Origin of the sequence: Vibrio caribbeanicus ATCC BAA-2122, assembly GCF_000165125.1 — a bacterium.
GTDB lineage: Bacteria > Pseudomonadota > Gammaproteobacteria > Enterobacterales > Vibrionaceae > Vibrio > Vibrio caribbeanicus.
Map to the genome: position 1 here is coordinate 100,499 of NZ_AEIU01000099.1, position 22,014 is coordinate 122,512.

Sequence of the window (22,014 nt, forward strand, 5' to 3'; positions counted from 1 at the left end):
ACACCCAAGTCCCTTCACGGGGCTTGGCTGTATTCGACATTACTCAGCGAGAAACACCAATATGTTGAAAAATAAACACATTACTATTGCTTTATTGATCGCCCCTATTTTATCTCTCATTGCTTATTTTGCGACCGACAGGCTCGTGAGCGAGCAGCCTCATTCAGCACAAAAAGGTCGAAGCTACAAACTGGTTGCTAGCTCAAATTGTCGCTATACCAGTGGCTTATGCGATATGAAAAACGGCGACTTTAAGATACAGTTTCGCGCGCTTCCTACTCAAGATGACCATTTACAGTTTATTCTCACCAGTGTCTTTCCGCTCAAGGGCGCAAAGCTTTCTCTGGTAGACCAACCAGAGCAGAATACTGCGCCAATTGACATGCAGCCAAACAATAACCAGAACATGATTTGGAGCATTACACTACCTAAACCCAACGCAAAGCAAAGTAGGTTACGCGTTGCCGTACAAGCTAACGACAGCGTTTATTACGGTGAGACAAACACTCAATTTATTGAATACCAAACCTTATTCAGTCAACCGTAGTCGGATGATTGACGAAGATTTGATTTAACATTGCTCTCAACTTAAGCGGCTTGACAGGTTTTGGCAAAAAACTAAATCCACTTGCATCAATGGACGACAACATGGCTTCTGAACGGTCAGCACTAATGATCACACCCAAAAACTCTTCTAGATAAAGAGCACGAAAATGCTGTAACACATCCAATCCAGTGTGCTCGTCTTCCAGCCGATAATCAGACAAAATCACATCAGGCAGCCAATCTTGTCCGACGGTGTCGATACTGGCTTTAAGATTCAGAGCGATGCGAACATCACACCCCCAACGCTCAAGCAAACTCTGCATTCCATGTAAAATATCGATTTCATTATCAACGCACAGCACTTTTAAACCATTGAGATTAGTACTAGGTAAAGAAGAGCTCACCTCTTTGGGCGATGGTCTCTTTTCACAACGTGGGATTTCAATAGAAAAAACGCTGCCTTTTCCTAGCCAAGATCGCATGGTAATTTGATGGCCCAGCACATGTGAAATACCTTTTGATATCGCCAGCCCTAAACCTAAGCCTTGCTCAGCACGAAGTTGGGTACCTCGTTTAAACTCTTGAAAAATCTCTTGCTGCTTGTCTGGCTCAATGCCCATACCATTATCCCAAACCTCGATCTTAATATGGGGCCCAGCGCGCCTAACTCCCAATACGACTTTACCCTCAGGGCTATAACGAAAGGCATTAGTGAGAAAGTTTTGAATCACACGACGCAGCAACTTGGGGTCAGAGCGAACCCAGAGCTGACTCAATATGGTCTGAAATTCGATATTTTGTTGTTTAGAGAGCGCATCAAATTCTGCGCTTAAATTGGTCAACACATCATTAATCGCAAATCCGTGAACATTGGCTTCCAATTTTCCAGATTCCAAACGGGAAATATCGAGCAAATCACCAATCAGGTCTTCGGCGGCCTCCAATGAACTCTCGATATTTCGTGCCAGCTGACGACACTCTCTATCAGCGGTCACTTCATTCAAGGTAGAAGCAAACAAGCGAGCAGCATTAAGCGGCTGCATTAAGTCATGGCTCACTGCAGCAAGGAAACGGGATTTAGAACGAGACTCATGCTCCGATTGCTTAGTGGCGGTCACCAATTGTTGATTCAAGTGCTGTAATTGTTCCGTGCGTTTTATGACTCGTTCTTCAAGGTTTTCGTTCGCTTGTTTTAGCGCTTGCTCTGCCTCTCGAAACACTGTGATATCGCTAAAGCTCATAACAAAGCCACCATTTGGCATCGGGTTTCCTTGTACCTCAATCACTCGACCATCCGCTCTAAGTCTTGAGGAAGTGTGTGCTGAACCTTGTTTAAGGAAAGCCAACCTGCGCTGAACTTGTTCCTCTATATCGCCCGGTCCACACAAACCTTGCTCCGCATTGTAGCGAATGATGTCTTCAATGGGACGTCCTACTTGTACAAGCCCCCTTGGGAAGGAAAACAGCTCCAGGTAACGCTTGTTCCAAGCCACAAGCCTTAATTGTTTGTCGATAACGGAAATACCTTGACCAATATGCTCAATCGCCCCCTGTAGTAATCCACGACTAAAATCATAAAGCTCTGAAGCTTCATCAACAATGGTCACCACATCCTCAAGCTGCATATTGCGCCCTTGCAATGCAGAATTAAGTACCAGCTTAGCGGATGAAGCCCCAAATACCCCTGCCAGAACACGCTCAGTGTGACGAATTAAGTTAGCAGGCGCCTGCTGGTTCGACGGTAAAGGAATACCATGTGAATGCCAGTATTGACGAAATGCACCTTGTACTCGCTGATGGCCAACAAATCTTGAGGCCAAAGTCTGTAATTCTTCCACTGTGACACGACTCTGATACATGGTCATATTTTCGCTGTTAGGTTCAGGGATACCAACAAAAGCTGCCGATTGAAGCCGCTCACTTAAGCTTGCCCGAGTAACTAAAGAAACCATCACGTAACACAATGTATTGAGTGTAATACTGAGAATAATTCCCCAATCGAAATCCGTGACCTCTAGAGCCTTCAACCAGTTGGGAGGCGTCATAATCCAAACTAAGACATTGTCTTCAACGCTTCCCAACAAGAGCTCTGCTTGATTCATCAAGGTCATTAGCCATATCGCAAAACCGACCGCTAATCCTACATAAACTCCTTTACGATTGCCCTGACGCCAATAGATTCCTCCAATAAGAGCAGGCGCAAACTGGCTAATCGCGGTAAATGAGAGAAAACCGATCGCCGATAATGAATGGATGTTGCCTAGAACTTGATAAAACCCCCAAGAACCAAGTAAGAGCAGGACGATCAGTACTCGCCGAATTTGCAGTAGTAACTTGGTGACAGGCTTACCCTGCCTCCTCGCCAAATGGATCCGACGCAGCAAAAAAGGCATCACCAAATCATTCGACAACATTATCGCCAGTGCAATAGTGGAAACAATCACCATGCCACTGGCCGCAGAAGTTCCACCTAAAAATGCTAACAGCGCAATATCATTAGCTCCAATTGCCTTAGGCAAACTAATCACAAAGGAGTCTGGGCTGACGCCATCACCGAGAAGGGTTTGTCCAACCCAGGCAATAGGCAATACAAACAGTCCCATCAGCACCAAGTAAGTGGGAAATAACCAGCGTGCGGTCTTTAAATCCTGCTCACACTCATTTTCCACCACCATGGTATGGAATTGACGCGGTAAACATAAAATCGCAAGCATGGTCAGAAGCAAATGAATAATAAAGGTCGGAATATTAGGGGCTTGGTAGGTCTGATAAGCGATATCCGTGAGTTTCACTTCTGGTAAAGAAACTGCCAAGCTAGTAATAAAAATCCCTACCACTAGGAACGCGACCAGTTTAATGGTTGATTCAAAAGCGATCGCTGTCATCATTCCACGGTGGTGTTCGGTATTATCAATATGACGTGTACCAAAGAGCATGGTGAACACGGCAAGCGCAATGACGACAAAGAAAGAAACATCAAGTCCCAGCCCTGAAAACTCAGTAGGGAGATCAGGAGCAATTAGGTTCAGCCCCATAGTAATGCCGCGCAACTGGAGTGAAATGTAAGGTAAGATACCAGCAACAGCGATAAGTGTGATCACTGCGGCCAAACCTTGTGATTTTCCGTATCGGGCGGCAATAAAATCCGCAATCGAAGTAATATGCTCTCGATTTGCAGTTGCAACGATCTTGGTAATGACTCTCCAGCCCAGAGTAAACATCAATATCGGCGCAAGATAGATAGGAATAAAAGCCCAAGGGTTAGCACTTGCCTGTCCAACCGTGCCGTAAAAAGACCAAGAGGTACAATAGACCGCGATAGAGAGGCTGTATATCCAAGGTCGCCATTTTGACAATCGTTTATATTGCTTGTCACCATACCAAGCTATCAAAAACAAGATGCCTAAATACATCAATGATGCAGTGATAACTTGTAAGCCTTGCATTTAATACCCTTTTGTTACGCTATTGCACAGCGACATTGATCAAATAACCTTTTTGTCATTTATACCGAAACTTCGCGTAAAATCCCAAACTTTCTCTCAGAAATTCACGACGAAACCTCCTTTACTGACGACATGATGGGTCGCACCTTAACAAAAAGTGACAGAACCCCCATCACAGCCATCAACCAAAAAACACTCGCTCCCCAAGATTCATATCCCCAGCCACTGACTGCAGTCATGACAGCGATGACAGCGCCCATAGGAATAGCATTATACAAGGCTTGCAGGGCCACCATTTGGTGTTGCCCCGCATGTTGGATGTACTGAATGGCAGCAATATGAGCAACCGCAAAAGTCACGCCATGTAGTAATTGGATAACAACCAAAGCACTCAAATCCGTTGTTGATGCTGTCAGTCCCCAGCGGACGATAGCTCCCAGTGATGCGAGCATGAAAAGTGCACGTAATGACCAACCAGAGAAAAGACGCCTACTCAGAGCAAACACGACGACCTCAGCAACCACACCCAAGCTCCATAAGTAGCCAATGACGTCCTCTGTGTATCCGGCTTCTTTCCAATGAATCGAGCTAAAGCCGAAATAAGCGGCGTGGCTTCCTTGGATAAGAGCCGTGAGTGCTAAAAAACGCACAACGGATGGGACAGACAATAAAGCAACCAAACTTGGACGATGCTGCTCTTTTTCTGGTGAAATTGCTGGCATAGGCTCAATATTGCGCAACGAAAATATCAAGGTCACAGCCATTCCCACTAGCGCCGTCCAGACAATCATGCCTAGTCCGTAATGTGCACTCAAAAAGCCCGCAATCGTAGAACCGGCAATAAAAGCAATGGAACCCCAAAGACGAGAGAAACCATAATCAAGTTTTTTTATGCTGGCATAATAATTCGCAAGCGCATCAGAGAGTGGGACAATAGGCCCAAAGCAGAGATTGACCAGTACCGTCACCGCTGCCAGTAACCAAAAACTTCCACCAGTAACGAGATGTATGATAATAAAAATAATACCCGCTAAACTCAGCCACCTCAAAGCAGGAATGACGTGTTGAATTCTGTGGACTAACGGTGTCAACACCAAGTTAGCAATACAACGCGTGGCAAAACCAATACCAATTAACAACCCAATATCCGAGGCCGATACACCTTGGCCAGAGAACCACATCGACCAAAATGGCAAATAAACACCATAAACAAAGAAAAAGCCGAAGAAATATTGAGAAACCCAGCCGAAGGGGGTTGGTGTGAGCATGATTACCTCGAGATACAGATTGGGAAAGCGCCGATATTATCGTTTGCCTCAACAGGAATAAAAAGGGAATAAATGACATAAATAAGTTTCCTTATTGTCATATATCCAGGTGACTTCAAGATATAGGGTTCGAATCTTGTCACAGTGTCGAGTTCAAGCAAAGCTGTGATTCAAAACGGAATATTATCCGGTTAGAGATCTCAGTTTTACACATAGATTATTAATTTGTAAGCAAAATCTTATTTATCATCCTAAAGTCTAATTGCCGAAAGAACGCCCGTGTTTAACAGTGGTGAACACAAGGAGTAATGATCAGGCCCATTAGGCGTGCTAAACAAGCACTTAATGTCTGAGTCATCGAGCGCAAGGAGAGAGATAATGAGTGAAGCCCATATTTACCCCGTCAAAAAGCACATTGAGCATAATGCCCATGCAAACGACGAGACCTACCAGTCTATGTACCAAGATTCGGTTGCAAACCCAGAAGCCTTCTGGGCAGAGCATGGTAAGATCATTGACTGGATCAAGCCCTATTCCAAGGTGAAAAATACATCTTTTGATACTGGTCATGTCGATATCCGCTGGTTCGAAGATGGTACACTCAATGTCTCAGCCAACTGCCTCGACCGCCATTTACCTGAACGTGGTAACGAAACCGCCATCATTTGGGAAGGGGACGACCCTAAAGAAGATAAATTTCTCACGTTCAATCAATTACACAAAGAAGTATGTCTATTTGCCAATGCATTGAAAAACCAGGGTATTAGGAAGGGTGATGTCGTATGTCTTTACATGCCTATGGTCGTCGAAGCCGCTGTTGCTATGCTTGCCTGTACTCGAATCGGAGCAGTACATACGGTTGTTTTTGGGGGCTTTTCTCCAGAAGCATTGGCTGGTCGGATTATAGATTCTGATGCCAAGGCGATTATCACTGCTGATGAAGGCATTCGGGGTGGACGCTCAGTGCCACTAAAAAGCAACGTTGATCAGGCTATTAATCACCCAGATGTTAATGGTGTCAATACTGTCATTGTTATGAAGCGCACTGGAGCTGAGATTAATTGGCATCAAGAACGTGATGTTTGGTGGCATGAGGTAACAGCAGATGCCTCATCGGACTGTGAGCCAGAAGAAATGAGTGCAGAAGATCCACTGTTCATTCTGTACACCTCGGGTTCAACAGGCAAACCCAAGGGCGTTCTACACACTACTGGTGGATATTTAGTTTACGCGGCGATGACCTTTAAGTATGTCTTTGATTACCAACCTGGTGAGACATTCTGGTGCACCGCAGATGTTGGCTGGATTACTGGCCACACTTACCTTATCTATGGGCCTCTCGCCAATGGTGCTAAAACGATCCTCTTTGAAGGTGTGCCCAACTACCCCAACACCAGCCGGATGAGCGAAGTGGTTGATAAGCACCAAGTCAATATACTTTATACTGCACCTACAGCGATCAGAGCATTGATGGCAAAAGGCGATGAGGCCATCAAAGGTACTCAACGCTCTAGTCTAAGAATTATGGGATCGGTGGGAGAGCCCATTAACCCAGAAGCATGGGAGTGGTACTACAAAACGATTGGCAATGAAAGTTCACCCATTGTCGATACTTGGTGGCAAACAGAAACTGGGGGCATTCTAATTTCACCTTTACCGGGTGCCACTGCGCTCAAACCTGGTTCCGCGACGCGGCCCTTCTTTGGCGTACAACCCGCTCTAGTGGACAATAGCGGTAACATTATTGAGGGTGCAGCAGATGGTAATTTGGTCATACTCGACTCCTGGCCAGGCCAAATGCGCACTGTCTATGGTGACCATGAAAGGTTTGAACAAACTTACTTCTCAACTTTTAAAGGTATGTATTTTACCAGCGATGGTGCGAGAAGAGATGAAGATGGTTACTACTGGATCACAGGCAGAGTGGATGACGTATTAAACGTCTCGGGTCATCGAATGGGAACCGCAGAAGTCGAATCCGCACTCGTTGCCCACAATAAAATCGCAGAAGCCGCAATTGTAGGTGTACCCCATGATATAAAGGGACAAGCAATTTATGCCTACATTACACTTAATGACGGAGAATTCCCTTCTGCAGAGCTGCATAAGGAGGTCAAAGACTGGGTGCGTAAAGAAATCGGCCCAATTGCGATTCCTGATACGTTGCACTGGACGGACTCCTTGCCCAAAACACGTTCAGGTAAAATAATGCGCCGTATTCTGCGTAAAATTGCCACTGGCGACACCAGTAACCTTGGTGATACTTCAACTTTGGCGGATCCGAGCGTAGTTGACAAACTTATTGCTGAAAAATCCGAATTAATATAAAAAGTTATAATAAGCCGTTGCTCAGTAACGGCTTATTTACGTTTCACCCTGCACAAAATCGCCTCGACTCTAAGCCCTTCCTAACAAATCTTGCGTCTTGATAACAAAACACTAACTTTAAACATAGTGATTAGACCAGTAAATTGCTGCTAATTGCGTTGAATTAGCTATAATCTGTGACTATTTTAAAGATTCGGTAAAAATTTAATGAAATAACTATGCCGAATTGGAGAAAATATGGGAATATACTATTTAACCCCATGAAGTAGGAAGATAGCAGCATAATGACAGCAAAATTACGCATTCTTGTTTTAAATGGTCCAAATTTGAACTTGTTAGGATTACGCGAGCCTACTCATTACGGCTCACAGACTCTTACACAGATAGTCGATTCATTGACTGAGCAAGCTCACGATGCAGGTGTCGAACTCGAACACCTTCAATCCAATCGTGAATATGAACTTATCGACGCAGTTCATGCAGCTCACGGCAAGATAGATTTTATCATTATAAACCCTGCTGCCTTCACACACACCAGCATTGCATTGAGAGATGCTCTACTCGGTGTTGCTATCCCATTTATCGAAGTGCATTTATCAAATGTGCATGCTCGGGAACCGTTTCGCCACCACTCTTATTTATCGGATAAAGCGGAAGGCGTTATTTGTGGTCTCGGAGCTCAAGGTTACGAATTCGCTTTGGCAGCGGCGCTGAAAAAGTTGACGTCAAAGTAAAAATACACTCTGCAGCTTTAAATAAGCTGTCTTATTCACAAGATAAAAGAGAACGAAAACATGGATATCCGCAAAATCAAAAAGCTTATCGAATTAGTTGAAGAGTCTGGCATTGCTGAGCTAGAAATTGCCGAAGGTGAAGAGTCTGTACGTATCAGCCGCAATGGCACTGCAGCACCTGCCCCAATCCAATACGCAGCAGCACCTATGCCTGCACCTACAGCAGCTCCAGTTGCAGCGGCAGCAGAAGCACCTGCAGCAGCACCTGCTGCACCTACTGCACCTACTGCACCTTCAGGTCATCACGTTCTTTCTCCAATGGTGGGAACTTTCTATCGTTCACCAAGCCCAGAAGCGAAATCCTTCGTTGAAGTTGGCCAGACAGTAAGCGCTGGTGATACTTTATGTATTGTTGAAGCGATGAAAATGATGAACCAAATCGAAGCAGACAAATCTGGTGTTGTCACCGCGATTCTGGTTGAAGACGGTCAACCCGTTGAATTCGATCAGCCACTTGTTGTTATCGAATAGTCGAGGCTTCGTCTTATGTTAGATAAATTAGTCATTGCTAACCGAGGTGAAATTGCACTTCGGATTTTGCGCGCATGTAAAGAGCTTGGGATCAAAACCGTCGCAGTACACTCTACTGCAGACCGTGACCTCAAGCATGTACTTCTCGCTGACGAGTCAATCTGTATCGGTCCTGCGCGCGGTATCGATAGTTACTTGAACATTCCTCGTATTATCTCTGCTGCCGAAGTAACAGGTGCAGTGGCCATTCACCCCGGTTACGGCTTTCTATCAGAAAATGCCGACTTTGCAGAACAAGTCGAGCGTAGCGGCTTTATCTTTGTTGGGCCAAAAGCAGAGACCATTCGCATCATGGGCGATAAAGTCTCTGCAATTAACTCAATGAAAAAAGCTGGCGTACCTTGTGTACCGGGTTCAGATGGCCCGCTCAATGATGATGACCAAGCCAACAAAGCACACGCTAAACGCATTGGCTATCCGGTTATCATCAAGGCCTCAGGTGGCGGCGGTGGTCGCGGTATGCGTGTTGTTCGCTCAGAATCAGAATTGGTTGAAGCTATTGCCATGACACGTGCTGAAGCAAAAGCAGCGTTCAACAATGACATGGTTTACATGGAAAAATTCCTTGAGAACCCTCGTCATGTGGAAGTTCAGGTCATTGCCGACGGACAAGGTAACGCAATCCACCTTGGCGAGCGCGATTGCTCTATGCAACGTCGCCATCAAAAAGTTGTCGAAGAAGCGCCAGCTCCGGGCATCACTGAAGAAATGCGTAAATACATTGGCGAACGTTGTACTCGTGCGTGTATCGAGATCGGTTACCGCGGAGCAGGTACATTTGAATTCCTGTATGAAAACGGTGAGTTCTACTTTATTGAAATGAATACTCGTATTCAGGTTGAACACCCTGTGACTGAAATGGTGACAGGCGTCGATTTGATAAAAGAACAGCTCAGAGTCGCAGCCGGACAACCACTTTCCTTTACGCAAGATGACATTAAAATTCGAGGCCATGCCGTCGAATGCCGTATTAATGCCGAAGATCCAGAGCGCTTTTTACCTTCACCTGGAAAAATAGAGCGTTTCCACCCACCAGGTGGTTTGGGAGTTCGTTGGGAATCCCACATTTACACTGGGTACTCTGTTCCTCCTCATTATGACTCAATGATAGGTAAGCTCATTACCTACGGTGAGAATCGTGATGTTGCCATTGCTAGAATGAAAAATGCATTGGGAGAAATGATCGTTGAAGGCATTAAGACCAATGTACCTCTGCAAGAGAGCATAATGAATGACGAGAACTTCCAGCATGGCGGAGCGAACATTCATTACCTTGAGAAAAAGCTTGGTCTTCAATAACGAGCAATAAATGATAGAAATGCTCACATCTGTGGGCATTTTTTATTACACGCTGAGAATTGTACAGGCTCTATAAAAATCTGCTAGACTCGGCGCCAATTGCTTTCAACCCTTTCTCGATAAGAGTGCAATCTCATGCCTTGGATTCAAATAAAACTCAACGCAACTAGCGAAAATGCAGAACAAATCGGTGACATGTTAATGGAGGAGGCTGGTGCGCTATCCATTACCTTTCTGGATGCCCATGATACTCCGGTCTTTGAACCGCTGCCTGGCGAAACTCGCTTATGGGGAGACACCGATATTTTAGCGCTATTCGATGCACAAGCGGATACGAATTTCATCATTCAGCAAATAAAATCCAGCAACATGCTTGAGCAAGATTTTGCTTATAAAGTTGAACAGCTTGAGGACAAAGATTGGGAACGTGAGTGGATGGATAACTTCCACCCAATGAAGTTCGGTGAAAGGTTATGGATTTGTCCAAGCTGGCGAGATATACCAGAGCCTGACGCGGTCAATGTCATGCTAGATCCCGGGCTGGCGTTTGGTACAGGTACCCACCCTACTACTGCTTTATGTCTTGAATGGCTTGAAGGATTGGACTTATCGGGTAAAACAGTGATCGATTTTGGTTGTGGCTCAGGAATATTAGCCATTGCCGCGATTAAACTCGGTGCTAAACAGGTTATCGGTATCGACATAGACCCTCAAGCATTGCTTGCCTCTCAAGATAATGCACAAAGAAATGGCGTCGCTGATAAGCTGGAAGTTTATTTACCTAAAGATCAGCCAGAGAATTTACTTGCTGATGTGGTGGTAGCCAATATACTCGCGGGTCCACTACGTGAGTTATCACCTATCATCAAGTCACTGGTGAAACCAGAAGGTCATCTAGCAATGTCTGGCGTGTTAGATACTCAAGCGGAAGATGTCGCCAGCTATTATCATCAAGATTTTAAACTCGATCCAACAAAAGAGCTGAATGAATGGTGTTTAATCGCTGGTTGTAAGCAAAGCTAGAAGCAACTTTCTCGCCTAATCGGCTGATTTTTATTCATTTTGCAAAAACAATTTGTAAATGCTCAAATATTAGTCTTTTCACAGCGACAAAAAATGCGTAAAATGCGCGCCCGCCCCTAGTTAAGGGCAATGGATATAATCTACAGCTGTGAAGACGTTTTGAAAATCGGAAATCATCAACTTAAGAATAACCTTATTGTTGCTCCTATGGCTGGAGTAACTGATAGACCCTTTCGTGAGTTGTGTCTCCGTTATGGTGCAGGGATGGCCGTCAGTGAAATGATGTCCTCAAACCCTAAACTATGGAAAACGTCAAAGTCAAAGCAACGCATGGTACACGAGGGCGAGTCGGGCATTCGCTCTGTACAAATTGCAGGCTCTGATCCACAACTGATGGCTGATGCAGCGCAATTCAGTGTTGAAAACGGTGCTCAAATTATCGATATCAACATGGGTTGCCCTGCAAAGAAAGTCAATAAAAAGCTGGCTGGCTCTGCACTACTACGCTATCCGGATATCATCGAAGATATCCTGCGTGCAGTAGTTAGTGCGGTTGATGTTCCCGTAACATTGAAAACCCGGACTGGCTGGGACACTGAAAATAAAAACTGTGTCCATATTGCTAAACTCGCCGAAGACTGTGGCATACAAGCTTTTGCTCTACACGGTAGAACGAAGGCTTGCATGTATAAAGGTCTGGCCGAATACGACAGCATCAAGGCTGTTAAGCAAGCTATCTCTATTCCGGTTATCGCTAACGGTGATATCGATAGCCCTGAGAGAGCAAAGCATGTACTGGATTATACTGGTGCAGACGCTTTAATGATTGGACGCCCTGCCCAAGGACGTCCGTGGATTTTTCAGGAAATCCAACACTTTTTGGAAAACGGTACCACAATGCCACCGCTTCCCTACCAGGAAGTCAAAAGCATTTTACTTGGTCATGTTATCGCTCTGCATGAGTTCTATGGGGAGTACTTGGGGCCACGCATCGCGCGCAAGCACGTTGGTTGGTACCTCAAGGAGCATGAGCAAGCCTGTGAGTTTCGCCGTACCTTCAATGCGATTGATGTAGCAGAGCTACAACTTGAAGCACTAGAAGGTTATTTTGATAACGTTGCATCATAATTAAGAGAAGAGCTAGACCGAATATGTTCGAACAAAATCTGACTTCAGAAGCATTAACAGTAACAACAGTAACATCGCAAGACCAGATTACTCAAAAGCCATTACGTGACTCTGTTAAGGCATCTCTTAAAAACTACTTGACCCAATTGAATGGCCAAGAAGTCACAGAACTTTATGAGTTAGTTCTAGCTGAAGTTGAACAACCACTATTAGATACCATCATGCAGCATACTCGTGGTAACCAAACTCGTGCTGCAACCATGATGGGTATCAATCGCGGTACTCTTCGCAAAAAACTTAAAAAGTACGGTATGAACTAATACTTGGTATAGATCATACATACTGATATGAAAAAGGACTCCTCCTCTCTGGTGAGTCCTTTTTCCATTCATTACTTCTTTCATCAGTGATTATCTGCAAGTATTTGACCTTGGGCTTTACTGTCATGCCATGTTAATCGGTAAACTTGCGCACCGTAATAAGACTGCACCTGTGCATCTAACCAATCTCGAACAAAATTCAACGCAACGAAAATACTGACTCTCTCGATCGGTAATTGCTCTCCATTTAGTAAACGTATATCACCCTTTCTGGCGACAGCAGCGATGATACCCACCAGTTCATTGGCCTCATTGTATACCCCGCCCCCGCTCATACCATCTTGGACAGGGGCATCGGTAATACTCGCTGGACAAGCTTTAAAGTATTTAGACTCAATAAGCATTAGATCTCTATGATAAGCACCGTCACCACGTAATACCTGTCCGGTAAAATTCATCCCGAACGTTTGAACTTTATCATTCGGATAAACCAGCCCCAATGACGAAAAACTCTGAACTGAGTTGTCTGATTCTACCAATGCCAAATCACACTCTGGATGATATGCGATCACCTTGTCATAATTAGTCTTCGCAACGTGTGCTGCGGTCAAGCTTAAATTGGGAGTAATTGGCGTGCTAGTGCCAAAACCAAAAAATAGAATTGGGATGCCCGTCATTTCATAATCGAGAGCAGGATGCTCAGTCACCGCAGTCAATCGACCATTAGCACAGCCCGATACTAACGTTACCACTAACAAAAGAAAAACAGCAGAATATATCCATTTAAAGCAAGCCATACTTACACCCCTACCGACAAGTAAAAATTACGATGGAAACTCCGATGAGAAAATGAGTTCAGCCTTAAGACTAGGGGGGAGCTCGTATGAAATCTAGCCGCATTGCTTAACGATGAGTGACTATGGTATGCGTGTCACTGACTTTTAAAGTGGTACAACCAATAATTGAGAGCAAGTTAAAAATGTTGTATTTATCTCAAAGATTAAATTTAATTAATGAAAATATCGACATTTACCGCACTTTTAACCTTGTCATGTTGCATTTTGTCGATATAATGAGCAGTTATGCTTAAAAATAAATCTATCCATAAAAAAAATGTCGACAAAAGCCATCGTTTAGAACTCATGTTGCAAGCAATGGCTGATCGCATCTTCTTGATCAATGAAGACATGACGATTGTTGAGCAATATGGTAGTGCTGCCGAAACCTTGACTGATTTTGATGTACTCTACCCTGCGCATGTAAGTCACGAACTAAAAAGCGCGCTATCAGATGTATTGCGCTCACAACAACCCATCACAATACGCTACTCAGTGCTACTGTGCGAACAGCTCGATCTTTCGATATCAGAGATCGAAGCATGGAATGGCATAGATGAAAGGTGGTTTGAAGTTATCATCAAACCAATAGATACTTGTGAAGAGACGTCTTATGCACTTTTGCATGAACGAGAGATCACGCAAACCTATATGGACGAGAAAGAGCTGCGTCGCCTTGCAGACACCGATGAGCTGACCCAAGTTCTTAATCGCCGTGCTTTCACTCGGCACCTTGAGCATGCTTTCAATGATTCGACCACTACTGTAGTGTCCTGTTTAATGATAGATATTGATCATTTTAAAGAAATCAACGACCGAGTTGGTCACCTATCCGGAGATGAAGTCATTACTCAAGTAGCGAGGATATGTAAAGATAATATCCGCAGCAATGACTATATCGGCCGATTGGGTGGTGAAGAGTTCGGCATCATGCTTAATAGAACTAACGCGATCCAAGCCTATGACGTTGCAGAGCGAATACGCGAAGCGGTAGCGTCGAGTTCCTGCCATATCGATGGTCATATCATTGTCCCTACTGTAAGTATAGGTATTGCTGAATTAACGGAGCATGTTACGTCAGTTAGAGAGTTAATGGTTAATGCCGATAAAGCAATGTACTACTCTAAACAAACAGGCCGTAACCAAGTGACGGTACATCATGATAACCTCCCTCACCTCAGCACCGCCCCATTAAATGGTGCCAATATTCGCCGAGCTGGCTAGCCGATCAATTCTCAAACTTGGTTAGCAACACGAATCTAAAGGCTCGTCAGCAAGCGCACCTAATATCGAACAGTGACTCGCATCATCGTCCACTTCTCCACAACAAGCATCATTGATCTTTTTTAACGCTACTCGAATTTTCTTCAATTCATCAATCTTGTTGTCAATGACATTCAGCTTAGCACTCGTAATGGCTTTAACCTCCGCACAACTATGTTCTGTTGCCTCAAGCTTGATCTCGAGTAATTCTTTTATCTCTTCAAGACTCAGACCTAAGCCTTTCGCGCGTAGGATAAAGCTGACTTGATGCTGGTTGTCATCATTATAAAGCCGATACCCAGATTCACTTCGACCTGCTGGTTTTAGCAAATGATTTTTTTCATAAAAACGCAAGGTGTCTGTGGTTACTTGACAGCGCTTAGCGAGTTCACCAATTTGAAACATAATATTTCCTCCATGATTACTTTTATCAAAAACTGGTTTTTTTGCAAAAAAAACACAATGCCAAACGATTGCGCGAGCTTTTTCCGAATAGATTGGTTAGAATACGCACCATTCAATAAAAGGTCTTAACCATTGTAAACGCCGCGTGTCGAGATGTTCACAATGGTTAATATCTTTGTACTCCGTGATTTTAAGGAAATAGAAGCATGAATACCACACGTCCCATACGCCGCGCACTTCTGAGCGTATCTGATAAAACAGGCATTGTTGAATTTGCCTTTGCACTCGCTGAACGTGGTGTCGATATTCTATCTACTGGGGGAACCGCTCGCTTGCTCATTGAGCAAGGTATTAGGGTCACTGAAGTTTCTGATTACACCGGCTTTCCTGAAATGATGGACGGCCGAGTAAAAACACTACACCCAAAAGTACATGGTGGAATTCTTGGCCGACGCGGTCAAGATGACCAAGTCATGATTCAGCATGGTATTCAGCCCATCGATATGGTTGTAGTCAACCTTTATCCTTTTGCTGACACTGTAGCAAAGAAAGATTGTACTCTCGCCGATGCGATTGAAAATATTGATATCGGCGGACCAACCATGGTTCGAAGTGCAGCCAAAAACCACAAGGACGTTGCCATCGTTGTTAACGCTGCTAACTACCAAAGAGTTATCGCTGAGATGGATACAAAGCAGAACTCTCTAACTCAAGAGACTCGCTTTGATCTTGCTATCGCCGCTTTTGAACACACCGCAGCCTATGATGGAATGATCGCCAACTACTTTGGCACTATGGTCCCGACATATGGTGAAAATTCAGAGGGAGATGATAACTCGCTCTTTCCTCGTACCTTTAACCAGCAACTGATCAAAAAGCAAGATATGCGCTACGGAGAAAACAGTCATCAACAAGCGGCTTTCTACGTTGAAGCCTCGCCACAAGAAGCGTCAGTTGCCACAGCACAGCAAATTCAAGGCAAAGCACTGTCTTTCAACAACATTGCAGACACGGATGCCGCTCTTGAATGTGTTAAAGAATTCAGTGAGCCTGCTTGTGTTATTGTTAAACATGCCAACCCGTGTGGAGTTGCACTCGGAGAGAGTATTCTAGAGGCTTACCAGCGCGCTTATAAGACCGATCCGACCTCTGCATTCGGTGGCATTATTGCCTTTAACCGTGAGCTGGATGCTGAGACAGCCCAAGCTATCATTGAAAAACAATTCGTCGAAGTCATTATCGCTCCTTCAGTCTCGAGTGATGCGATCAACATTGTCTCAGCCAAGAAAAATGTTCGTTTATTGGAGTGTGGTCAATGGTCAACGAAAACGACAGGCTTTGACCTCAAACGGGTAAATGGTGGACTACTTGTTCAAGACCGAGACCAAGGCATGGTGGAGTTAAGCGATTTACAAGTCGTCTCCGAGCGCCGACCAACTGACGCTGAGCTGAAAGATGCACTGTTCTGCTGGAAAGTCGCCAAGTACGTTAAATCTAATGCGATTGTGTATGCAAAAGGCGATATGACGATAGGGGTTGGTGCCGGTCAAATGAGCCGCGTTTATTCTGCAAAAATCGCAGGTATTAAAGCAGCAGATGAGGGTCTAGAGGTTGAAGGTTGCGTGATGGCATCAGATGCCTTCTTCCCATTTCGTGATGGTATAGATGCCGCTGCTGATGCTGGTATCCGTTGTGTGATACAACCCGGTGGTTCAATGCGTGATGATGAAGTTATCGCTGCCGCCAATGAACATGGAATGGCAATGATCTTTACTGGTATGCGCCATTTCCGCCATTAGTCACAAAGAATACTTGAGGCTATGACGCCCTTTAGACTTTCTCGAAGAAGGCGTCATCACCCTACTCAATAAACCATTAGAGATTTTCTATTTAAGGAATTTGAGAATGCGAGTTTTAATTATAGGCTCAGGCGGTAGAGAACATGCTCTCGGTTGGAAAGCAGCACAAAACCCAAACGTTGAAACCGTCTTTATTGCCCCTGGAAACGCTGGTACAGCGCTAGAAAGTAAGCTTGAGAATGTTAATATTGATGTTGAAAACATCTCCGACCTGGTTAACTTTGCGCAAGAAAAGCAAGTTGCTCTCACCATAGTTGGTCCAGAGGCTCCTCTTGTTTTAGGTGTTGTTGATGCATTTCGTGAAGCTGGGCTTGCTATCTTTGGCCCCACTCAAGCAGCAGCGCAGCTTGAAGGGTCAAAGGCATTTACCAAAGACTTTTTAGCGCGGCACAATATCCCTACGGCAAGCTATGAAAATTTTACTGAGATAGAACCTGCCATAGACTACGTACGCAAACACGGCGCCCCAATTGTTGTTAAGGCTGATGGTCTGGCTGCAGGCAAAGGCGTTATTGTTGCAATGACGCTTGATGAAGCCGAAACAGCGATCAAAGATATGCTGGCAGGAAACGCATTTGGCGAAGCAGGACATCGCGTCGTTATTGAAGAATTCCTAGAAGGTGAGGAAGCCAGCTTCATCGTTATGGTGGATGGTCAGAGCGTTCTACCGATGGCAACCAGTCAAGATCATAAACGTGTTGGAGATAATGATACAGGACCTAACACCGGAGGAATGGGCGCTTACTCTCCGGCCCCTGTCGTCACACCTGAAATACACCAAAAAATCCTAGAAGAAGTCATTTATCCAACAGTGCGCGGTATGGACGCAGAGGGTTACCCATATACTGGTTTTCTTTATGCTGGGCTTATGATTGATGCAAGTGGGCAGCCCAAAGTCATAGAATATAATTGCCGTTTTGGCGATCCTGAGACGCAACCGATTATGATGCGTATGGAATCTGATCTAGTTGAGCTATGTTTAATGGCCGTCGATCAGAAACTTGACCAAGCCGAATCTAAATGGAGTAATGAGGCGGCGGTTGGTGTTGTGTTAGCCGCGGGGGGATACCCTGGTCAATATCAAAAAGGCGCGGTAATTCATCTTCCAGAGAGCCAGGATGTGTGGGCCAAAGTTTTTCATGCGGGAACCCGTTCTGACTCTAACCAACAAGTGCTGACAAATGGCGGAAGAGTGCTTTGTGCGACCGCACTCGGAAACACCGTATTAGAAGCCCAGCAGCGTGCCTACGAGTTGATAAAGGAAATTAGCTGGGATGGTATGTTTTATCGCGGTGACATTGGTTACCGTGCTATACAACGTGAAAAATAACAACTAAAAAGCGCTCTTAGAGCGCTTTTTACTTATCATCGATAAGATGGGGCCGAGTGACACACTGATGGCTGTCCTCATCCAGCATAAGCAATTCTTCAACGGACACTTCTTTGGCTTTAACACGTCCAATAAAAGCCGCATAGCTATCTATGGTAGACAACCTGTGTACAACAAAACTCGGTAGTGTGGTCTTAAACTCAACATGATGGAAGCTTTCACCAGCACATGTCTCGAATTTTTCTCCATCCCAATAACCCTGAATAAGCCTCATTCCTGAACGATGCTGAGATTTAGTATTCTTGGCAATATTGGCCGCTTCCTGAGTGAGCAACAACAATTTATCTGCTTTCAAGGGTAAGACTTTATGATCTAACCTGTACTGTTGATAGATAGCCTCTCCGTCTTTGTTAAAGCGTACATGTAAACTATATGGAATGACTCGAGAGTCACCTTTCAGTTGCTCTCCAGTGCGCACCAGCTCTCTGAGCTTCTTATCTACCCAGCGATACTCTGTTTTATACCAACCATGCTCACCAGCATTGACATAATCCGCAGCACTGTAAGGCAGTGAAAGTTTCTCTGTATACCAGTAAAAACTGGTCACTCCCCCCATGACTTGGCCACCAGAGTAATGAGTGAGCTGTTCATTGGCATCATTCAATGATGTCTGTGAAGAGCAGCCAGTTAACACTGCGATGCTCAGAAATACTGCAAGATAGATTTTCATTTTCATAAAAAAATACGCCAAGATAATCACTACCTTGGCGTAATATAAACTAATAAAGGCTTAACACCATTAAATTATCGTCAAATTAATTTACAGATTCTTTTAATGCTTTACCTGCAACAAATGCTGGTACATTAGCTGCTGCAATTTGAATTTCAGCACCAGTTTTTGGGTTACGGCCAGTACGAGCTGCACGGTGATTAACTTTGAATGTCCCAAAACCAATGAGTTGCACCTGGTCGCCGTCTTTTAATGCGCCAGTAACGCCATCAAGTGTCGCTTCAAGAGCAGCTTTAGCTTGCGCCTTAGAAAGATCCGCTTTTTCTGCAATAAAGTCGATTAATTGGGTCTTGTTCATTAGGTTTCCCTTCTTATATGTTATCGAGTTAATCTCACTCTAAATCATAAATGCCCTATCTGGCAAAGGTTTGTGGGCTTTCTTTGGCTCTAATGCCTTACTTTTAACCATATTCTGAGCATTAACTCACAATTTGCCGAATTGTCAGCAGCATGTCATGTCATTTATGCTTTAAATACGCTGGCAAATTAATCAGATATCTTTTAATCATTTGACGCGTAAATAATCAACTGGCTACTATTTCATAAAATAACTATACCCAAGTGACTTCAGAATGCATGATTCAGAGTAATGCCACAGTGTTGAGTTCAAGGAAAATAACGCAGCGGAATAGTCGACTCTTACCAAGTTGTTTGACGATGAAAAGCGACAAGCACACCATCAAATAGCAATGCCAATATTGCTCACAGCATCTTCACGCAGCTCGTTGCGAAGATCTTTTATCAATTCAATATCGCGCTCTTTGGCTTCTCGAAGGGGGCGAAATATTGCCCACTGAACATCCCACTCGCTACATATCGAGTCAAACTCTTTTTGATTGGCATTATCAATACTGACATTGTGTTGCGCTTCCTCAAGTTGCGCGACCGTCACAACGGATTGCTGGCTCACTTTCAACATGTGATCAAACAAATAATCTCTATCGAGAAGCCCATGCAGCAAGTCAGAGAGTGCAACACATGCGTCGATAGCTGGATGCACACCGTAAAAATCATAATCTTCCGAGACAGGGATGATAGATTCGAGTTTTTCTAACTGACGCTCAAAATTCACCTTTGCCGTCTTAACCGTCATTTGCTCCCAAATACTATCTAAGATATCACGATAGATTCGTGACTCAGCAAACTTCGTTGCCTGACAAAATGCGGCATAATTAGGGTACATTCGTTCACATAGACTCGCCATAAATGTGATCTGTTGCCAAGGTTCTAACTTCTCTAAACGAAGTTGAAGAGGATTTTGTAGCATAACGACTCATTGATTGCTGAAATTGACGGCAAGAGTGTACTTGATAAGCCACGAGGAAAAAAGTAAGGCCATGAACAATTTCACTCACAAACTGTATTTACTCACAGGGAACGACACTCAATACCATAAACTGATAAAACAGAGAAACTTGTCCGATCTCAGCATCACAGAAAACCGCTCAGAGGCAAGCATTTTGTTGGCCGCACCGCCCCTAGCGGCGCCGTGTTTGGAAGATTTTCCTAATCTGAAATGGATTCAGTCGATTTATGCAGGCGTAGACACTCTAGTGCCTCGTCTCGACCATTTTTCAGGGAAGCTTACCAATGTACGAGGTATTTTTGGTCAGCAAATCTCTGAATACGTTCTGGGCTACCTGATTGAGTACTTTAGACAGTTTGTTCAGTACCGAGATTGCCAGCAAAACGAGACATGGCAGCCACGCCCTTATCAGACATTAAGTGGAAAAAAAATGGTTGTACTTGGTACTGGTTCGATCGGAAGCCACCTAGCAACAACGGTCAACCAATTCTCTATCACTTCTATCGGTATCAATCGCAGCGGTATCCCCGAAAAGAATTCACCATTTTGCCATACTTTCCATATCCAAGAATTGGCGACAGCATTAAAACAAGCCGATATCTTGGTCAACACACTACCCAACACGCCAGAAACCGAGTATTTATTAACTTCCGAGATCTTAAAGTCTTGCAAGAATGTATTGCTGTTTAACGTCGGGCGCGGCAATATCATCAAAGACGAGGTATTACTCGAGGCGATCAATAAAAAATCAGTGAGTCACGCTTTCTTAGACGTCTTTGAACAAGAACCATTAGTAGAAAACCACCCATTTTGGCAGCACAAAGACATTACCATAACACCACATATCGCAGCTGTTAGCTTTCCAGAGCAGGTTGTTGAGATATTTTGTGAAAACTACCAGCGTTGGTATGATGGATTTAGCCTGATTAACCTCATCGATCCCAGTAGAGGCTATTAGTGCTCGAGCAACTTCTCACTGAAATACGCGCATGCCGAGTATGCCAAAATGAACTTCCTTTGGGCTGTAACCCCATTATTCAAGCTGCGAGCAGCGCAAAGATACTGATCATTGGACAAGCCCCAGGGTTGAAGGTTCACCAAACCTCGACTCCATGGAATGACCCTAGCGGTCAAAGACTTCGTCAATGGCTCCAAATCGACTCAGACACCTTTTATAACCCACACCAAGTCGCGATTATGCCTATGGGGTTATGCTATCCAGGAAAAGGCAAATCCGGCGACCTCCCACCAAGAAAAGAATGCGCGCCCCTTTGGCATCACCAAATATTACCACTTTTACCTCAAATCAAGCTCACCTTACTGATTGGTCAATATGCACAAAATTATTATCTTTATGATAAGCCCAAAACGCTAACAGAAACGGTGCGTCAATGGCAAAAATGGGCACCACATTTTTTGCCTTTACCTCATCCATCACCAAGAAATACTTTGTGGCTTAGAAAGAACCCATGGTTTGAGGAAACCGTGCTACCTGTCATACAAGCTCAATTCAGAAAGGCGTTAATCGATGAATAAAAAAAC

At 44.4% G+C, this 22,014-nt stretch carries 20 protein-coding genes; 13 read left to right on the forward strand and 7 right to left on the reverse strand.

The window, feature by feature from the left end:
• Positions 1-61: 61 nt before the first annotated feature.
• Entirely contained in the window at positions 62-547 is a 486-nt protein-coding gene (locus RH40_RS17365) for a hypothetical protein (protein WP_009602985.1), read from the forward strand.
• On the opposite strand, the gene RH40_RS17370 is transcribed toward RH40_RS17365, so the two are convergent.
• Both RH40_RS17370 and RH40_RS17375 read right to left on the reverse strand, forming a co-directional pair.
• A complete protein-coding gene (locus RH40_RS17370) occupies positions 534-3,992 on the reverse strand; it encodes a PAS domain-containing hybrid sensor histidine kinase/response regulator (protein WP_009602986.1) in 3,459 nt (1,152 codons plus the stop codon). The genes RH40_RS17365 and RH40_RS17370 overlap by 14 nt on opposite strands.
• A 104-nt stretch (positions 3,993-4,096) precedes the next feature.
• Positions 4,097-5,260, reverse strand: a complete 1,164-nt coding sequence (locus RH40_RS17375) for a 3-phenylpropionate MFS transporter (protein ID WP_009602987.1) — start codon at positions 5,258-5,260, stop codon at positions 4,097-4,099.
• 378 nt (positions 5,261-5,638) lie between these two features.
• On the opposite strand from RH40_RS17375, the gene acs reads away from it, so the two are divergent.
• From acs to fis, 7 genes are all read left to right on the forward strand, one after another.
• Positions 5,639-7,588, forward strand: coding sequence for an acetate--CoA ligase (gene acs / locus RH40_RS17380; RefSeq protein WP_009602988.1), 1,950 nt, complete (start codon positions 5,639-5,641; stop codon positions 7,586-7,588).
• Between the two features lie 284 nt (positions 7,589-7,872).
• Entirely contained in the window at positions 7,873-8,322 is a 450-nt protein-coding gene (gene aroQ, locus RH40_RS17385; protein ID WP_009602989.1) for a type II 3-dehydroquinate dehydratase, read from the forward strand.
• 60 nt (positions 8,323-8,382) lie between these two features.
• Positions 8,383-8,853: an acetyl-CoA carboxylase biotin carboxyl carrier protein gene (gene accB / locus RH40_RS17390; RefSeq protein ID WP_009602990.1), complete on the forward strand. Its 471-nt coding sequence runs from the start codon at positions 8,383-8,385 to the stop codon at positions 8,851-8,853.
• Between the two features lie 15 nt (positions 8,854-8,868).
• Positions 8,869-10,212: an acetyl-CoA carboxylase biotin carboxylase subunit gene (gene accC, locus RH40_RS17395; protein ID WP_009602991.1), complete on the forward strand. Its 1,344-nt coding sequence runs from the start codon at positions 8,869-8,871 to the stop codon at positions 10,210-10,212.
• A 135-nt stretch (positions 10,213-10,347) separates the two neighbouring features.
• Complete coding sequence (gene prmA / locus RH40_RS17400) at positions 10,348-11,235, forward strand: 50S ribosomal protein L11 methyltransferase (protein WP_009602992.1); 888 nt, start codon at positions 10,348-10,350, stop codon at positions 11,233-11,235.
• Between the two features lie 159 nt (positions 11,236-11,394).
• On the forward strand, positions 11,395-12,363 hold the full coding sequence (gene dusB, locus RH40_RS17405) for a tRNA dihydrouridine synthase DusB (protein WP_009602993.1): 969 nt from the start codon (positions 11,395-11,397) through the stop codon (positions 12,361-12,363).
• 23 nt (positions 12,364-12,386) lie between these two features.
• Positions 12,387-12,683, forward strand: coding sequence for a DNA-binding transcriptional regulator Fis (gene fis, locus RH40_RS17410; protein WP_009602994.1), 297 nt, complete (start codon positions 12,387-12,389; stop codon positions 12,681-12,683).
• An 83-nt stretch (positions 12,684-12,766) separates the two neighbouring features.
• On the opposite strand, the gene RH40_RS17415 is transcribed toward fis, so the two are convergent.
• Positions 12,767-13,480, reverse strand: coding sequence for a S1 family serine peptidase (locus RH40_RS17415; RefSeq protein WP_009602995.1), 714 nt, complete (start codon positions 13,478-13,480; stop codon positions 12,767-12,769).
• A 285-nt stretch (positions 13,481-13,765) separates the two neighbouring features.
• Here RH40_RS17415 and RH40_RS17420 point away from each other — a divergent pair, with 285 nt between their 5' ends.
• Complete coding sequence (locus RH40_RS17420; protein ID WP_009602997.1) at positions 13,766-14,743, forward strand: GGDEF domain-containing protein; 978 nt, start codon at positions 13,766-13,768, stop codon at positions 14,741-14,743.
• A gap of 21 nt (positions 14,744-14,764) precedes the next feature.
• On the opposite strand, the gene zntR is transcribed toward RH40_RS17420, so the two are convergent.
• Positions 14,765-15,187, reverse strand: a complete 423-nt coding sequence (gene zntR, locus RH40_RS17425) for a Zn(2+)-responsive transcriptional regulator (RefSeq protein ID WP_009602998.1) — start codon at positions 15,185-15,187, stop codon at positions 14,765-14,767.
• Between the two features lie 206 nt (positions 15,188-15,393).
• On the opposite strand from zntR, the gene purH reads away from it, so the two are divergent.
• Positions 15,394-16,986 carry a bifunctional phosphoribosylaminoimidazolecarboxamide formyltransferase/IMP cyclohydrolase gene (gene purH / locus RH40_RS17430; protein WP_009602999.1) on the forward strand — a complete coding sequence of 531 codons (1,593 nt, stop codon included), beginning with the start codon at positions 15,394-15,396 and terminating at the stop codon, positions 16,984-16,986.
• A 106-nt stretch (positions 16,987-17,092) separates the two neighbouring features.
• Positions 17,093-18,376 (forward strand): phosphoribosylamine--glycine ligase, encoded by a 1,284-nt coding sequence (gene purD / locus RH40_RS17435; RefSeq protein WP_009603000.1) that lies wholly within the window; start codon positions 17,093-17,095, stop codon positions 18,374-18,376.
• Between the two features lie 28 nt (positions 18,377-18,404).
• Here the strand turns inward: purD and RH40_RS17440 are convergent, their stop codons facing one another.
• From RH40_RS17440 to RH40_RS17450, 3 genes are all read right to left on the reverse strand, one after another.
• Positions 18,405-19,112 (reverse strand): DUF1481 domain-containing protein, encoded by a 708-nt coding sequence (locus tag RH40_RS17440; protein ID WP_009603001.1) that lies wholly within the window; start codon positions 19,110-19,112, stop codon positions 18,405-18,407.
• A 79-nt stretch (positions 19,113-19,191) separates the two neighbouring features.
• Positions 19,192-19,464 (reverse strand): HU family DNA-binding protein, encoded by a 273-nt coding sequence (locus tag RH40_RS17445; protein WP_009603002.1) that lies wholly within the window; start codon positions 19,462-19,464, stop codon positions 19,192-19,194.
• Between the two features lie 381 nt (positions 19,465-19,845).
• Positions 19,846-20,433 (reverse strand): YjaG family protein, encoded by a 588-nt coding sequence (locus tag RH40_RS17450; RefSeq protein WP_009603003.1) that lies wholly within the window; start codon positions 20,431-20,433, stop codon positions 19,846-19,848.
• A 70-nt stretch (positions 20,434-20,503) separates the two neighbouring features.
• On the opposite strand from RH40_RS17450, the gene RH40_RS17455 reads away from it, so the two are divergent.
• Both RH40_RS17455 and RH40_RS17460 read left to right on the forward strand, forming a co-directional pair.
• A complete protein-coding gene (locus RH40_RS17455; protein ID WP_009603004.1) occupies positions 20,504-21,430 on the forward strand; it encodes a D-2-hydroxyacid dehydrogenase in 927 nt (308 codons plus the stop codon).
• A complete protein-coding gene (locus RH40_RS17460; RefSeq protein ID WP_009603005.1) occupies positions 21,430-22,008 on the forward strand; it encodes a uracil-DNA glycosylase family protein in 579 nt (192 codons plus the stop codon). The genes RH40_RS17455 and RH40_RS17460 overlap by 1 nt, the downstream gene beginning before the upstream one ends.
• Positions 22,009-22,014: the final 6 nt, after the last annotated feature.

Coding starts and splice junctions, on each gene's coding strand:
- RH40_RS17375 (WP_009602987.1), bottom strand. CDS start 5,260: ATGCTCACACCAACCCCCTTCGGCTGGGTTTCTCAATATTTCTTCGGC.
- RH40_RS17450 (WP_009603003.1), bottom strand. CDS start 20,433: ATGCTACAAAATCCTCTTCAACTTCGTTTAGAGAAGTTAGAACCTTGG.
- accC (WP_009602991.1), top strand. CDS start 8,869: ATGTTAGATAAATTAGTCATTGCTAACCGAGGTGAAATTGCACTTCGG.
- purD (WP_009603000.1), top strand. CDS start 17,093: ATGCGAGTTTTAATTATAGGCTCAGGCGGTAGAGAACATGCTCTCGGT.
- RH40_RS17365 (WP_009602985.1), top strand. CDS start 62: ATGTTGAAAAATAAACACATTACTATTGCTTTATTGATCGCCCCTATT.
- RH40_RS17445 (WP_009603002.1), bottom strand. CDS start 19,464: ATGAACAAGACCCAATTAATCGACTTTATTGCAGAAAAAGCGGATCTT.
- RH40_RS17440 (WP_009603001.1), bottom strand. CDS start 19,112: ATGAAAATGAAAATCTATCTTGCAGTATTTCTGAGCATCGCAGTGTTA.
- accB (WP_009602990.1), top strand. CDS start 8,383: ATGGATATCCGCAAAATCAAAAAGCTTATCGAATTAGTTGAAGAGTCT.
- aroQ (WP_009602989.1), top strand. CDS start 7,873: ATGACAGCAAAATTACGCATTCTTGTTTTAAATGGTCCAAATTTGAAC.
- zntR (WP_009602998.1), bottom strand. CDS start 15,187: ATGTTTCAAATTGGTGAACTCGCTAAGCGCTGTCAAGTAACCACAGAC.
- acs (WP_009602988.1), top strand. CDS start 5,639: ATGAGTGAAGCCCATATTTACCCCGTCAAAAAGCACATTGAGCATAAT.
- fis (WP_009602994.1), top strand. CDS start 12,387: ATGTTCGAACAAAATCTGACTTCAGAAGCATTAACAGTAACAACAGTA.
- prmA (WP_009602992.1), top strand. CDS start 10,348: ATGCCTTGGATTCAAATAAAACTCAACGCAACTAGCGAAAATGCAGAA.
- RH40_RS17455 (WP_009603004.1), top strand. CDS start 20,504: ATGAACAATTTCACTCACAAACTGTATTTACTCACAGGGAACGACACT.
- RH40_RS17420 (WP_009602997.1), top strand. CDS start 13,766: ATGCTTAAAAATAAATCTATCCATAAAAAAAATGTCGACAAAAGCCAT.
- RH40_RS17370 (WP_009602986.1), bottom strand. CDS start 3,992: ATGCAAGGCTTACAAGTTATCACTGCATCATTGATGTATTTAGGCATC.
- RH40_RS17415 (WP_009602995.1), bottom strand. CDS start 13,480: ATGGCTTGCTTTAAATGGATATATTCTGCTGTTTTTCTTTTGTTAGTG.
- purH (WP_009602999.1), top strand. CDS start 15,394: ATGAATACCACACGTCCCATACGCCGCGCACTTCTGAGCGTATCTGAT.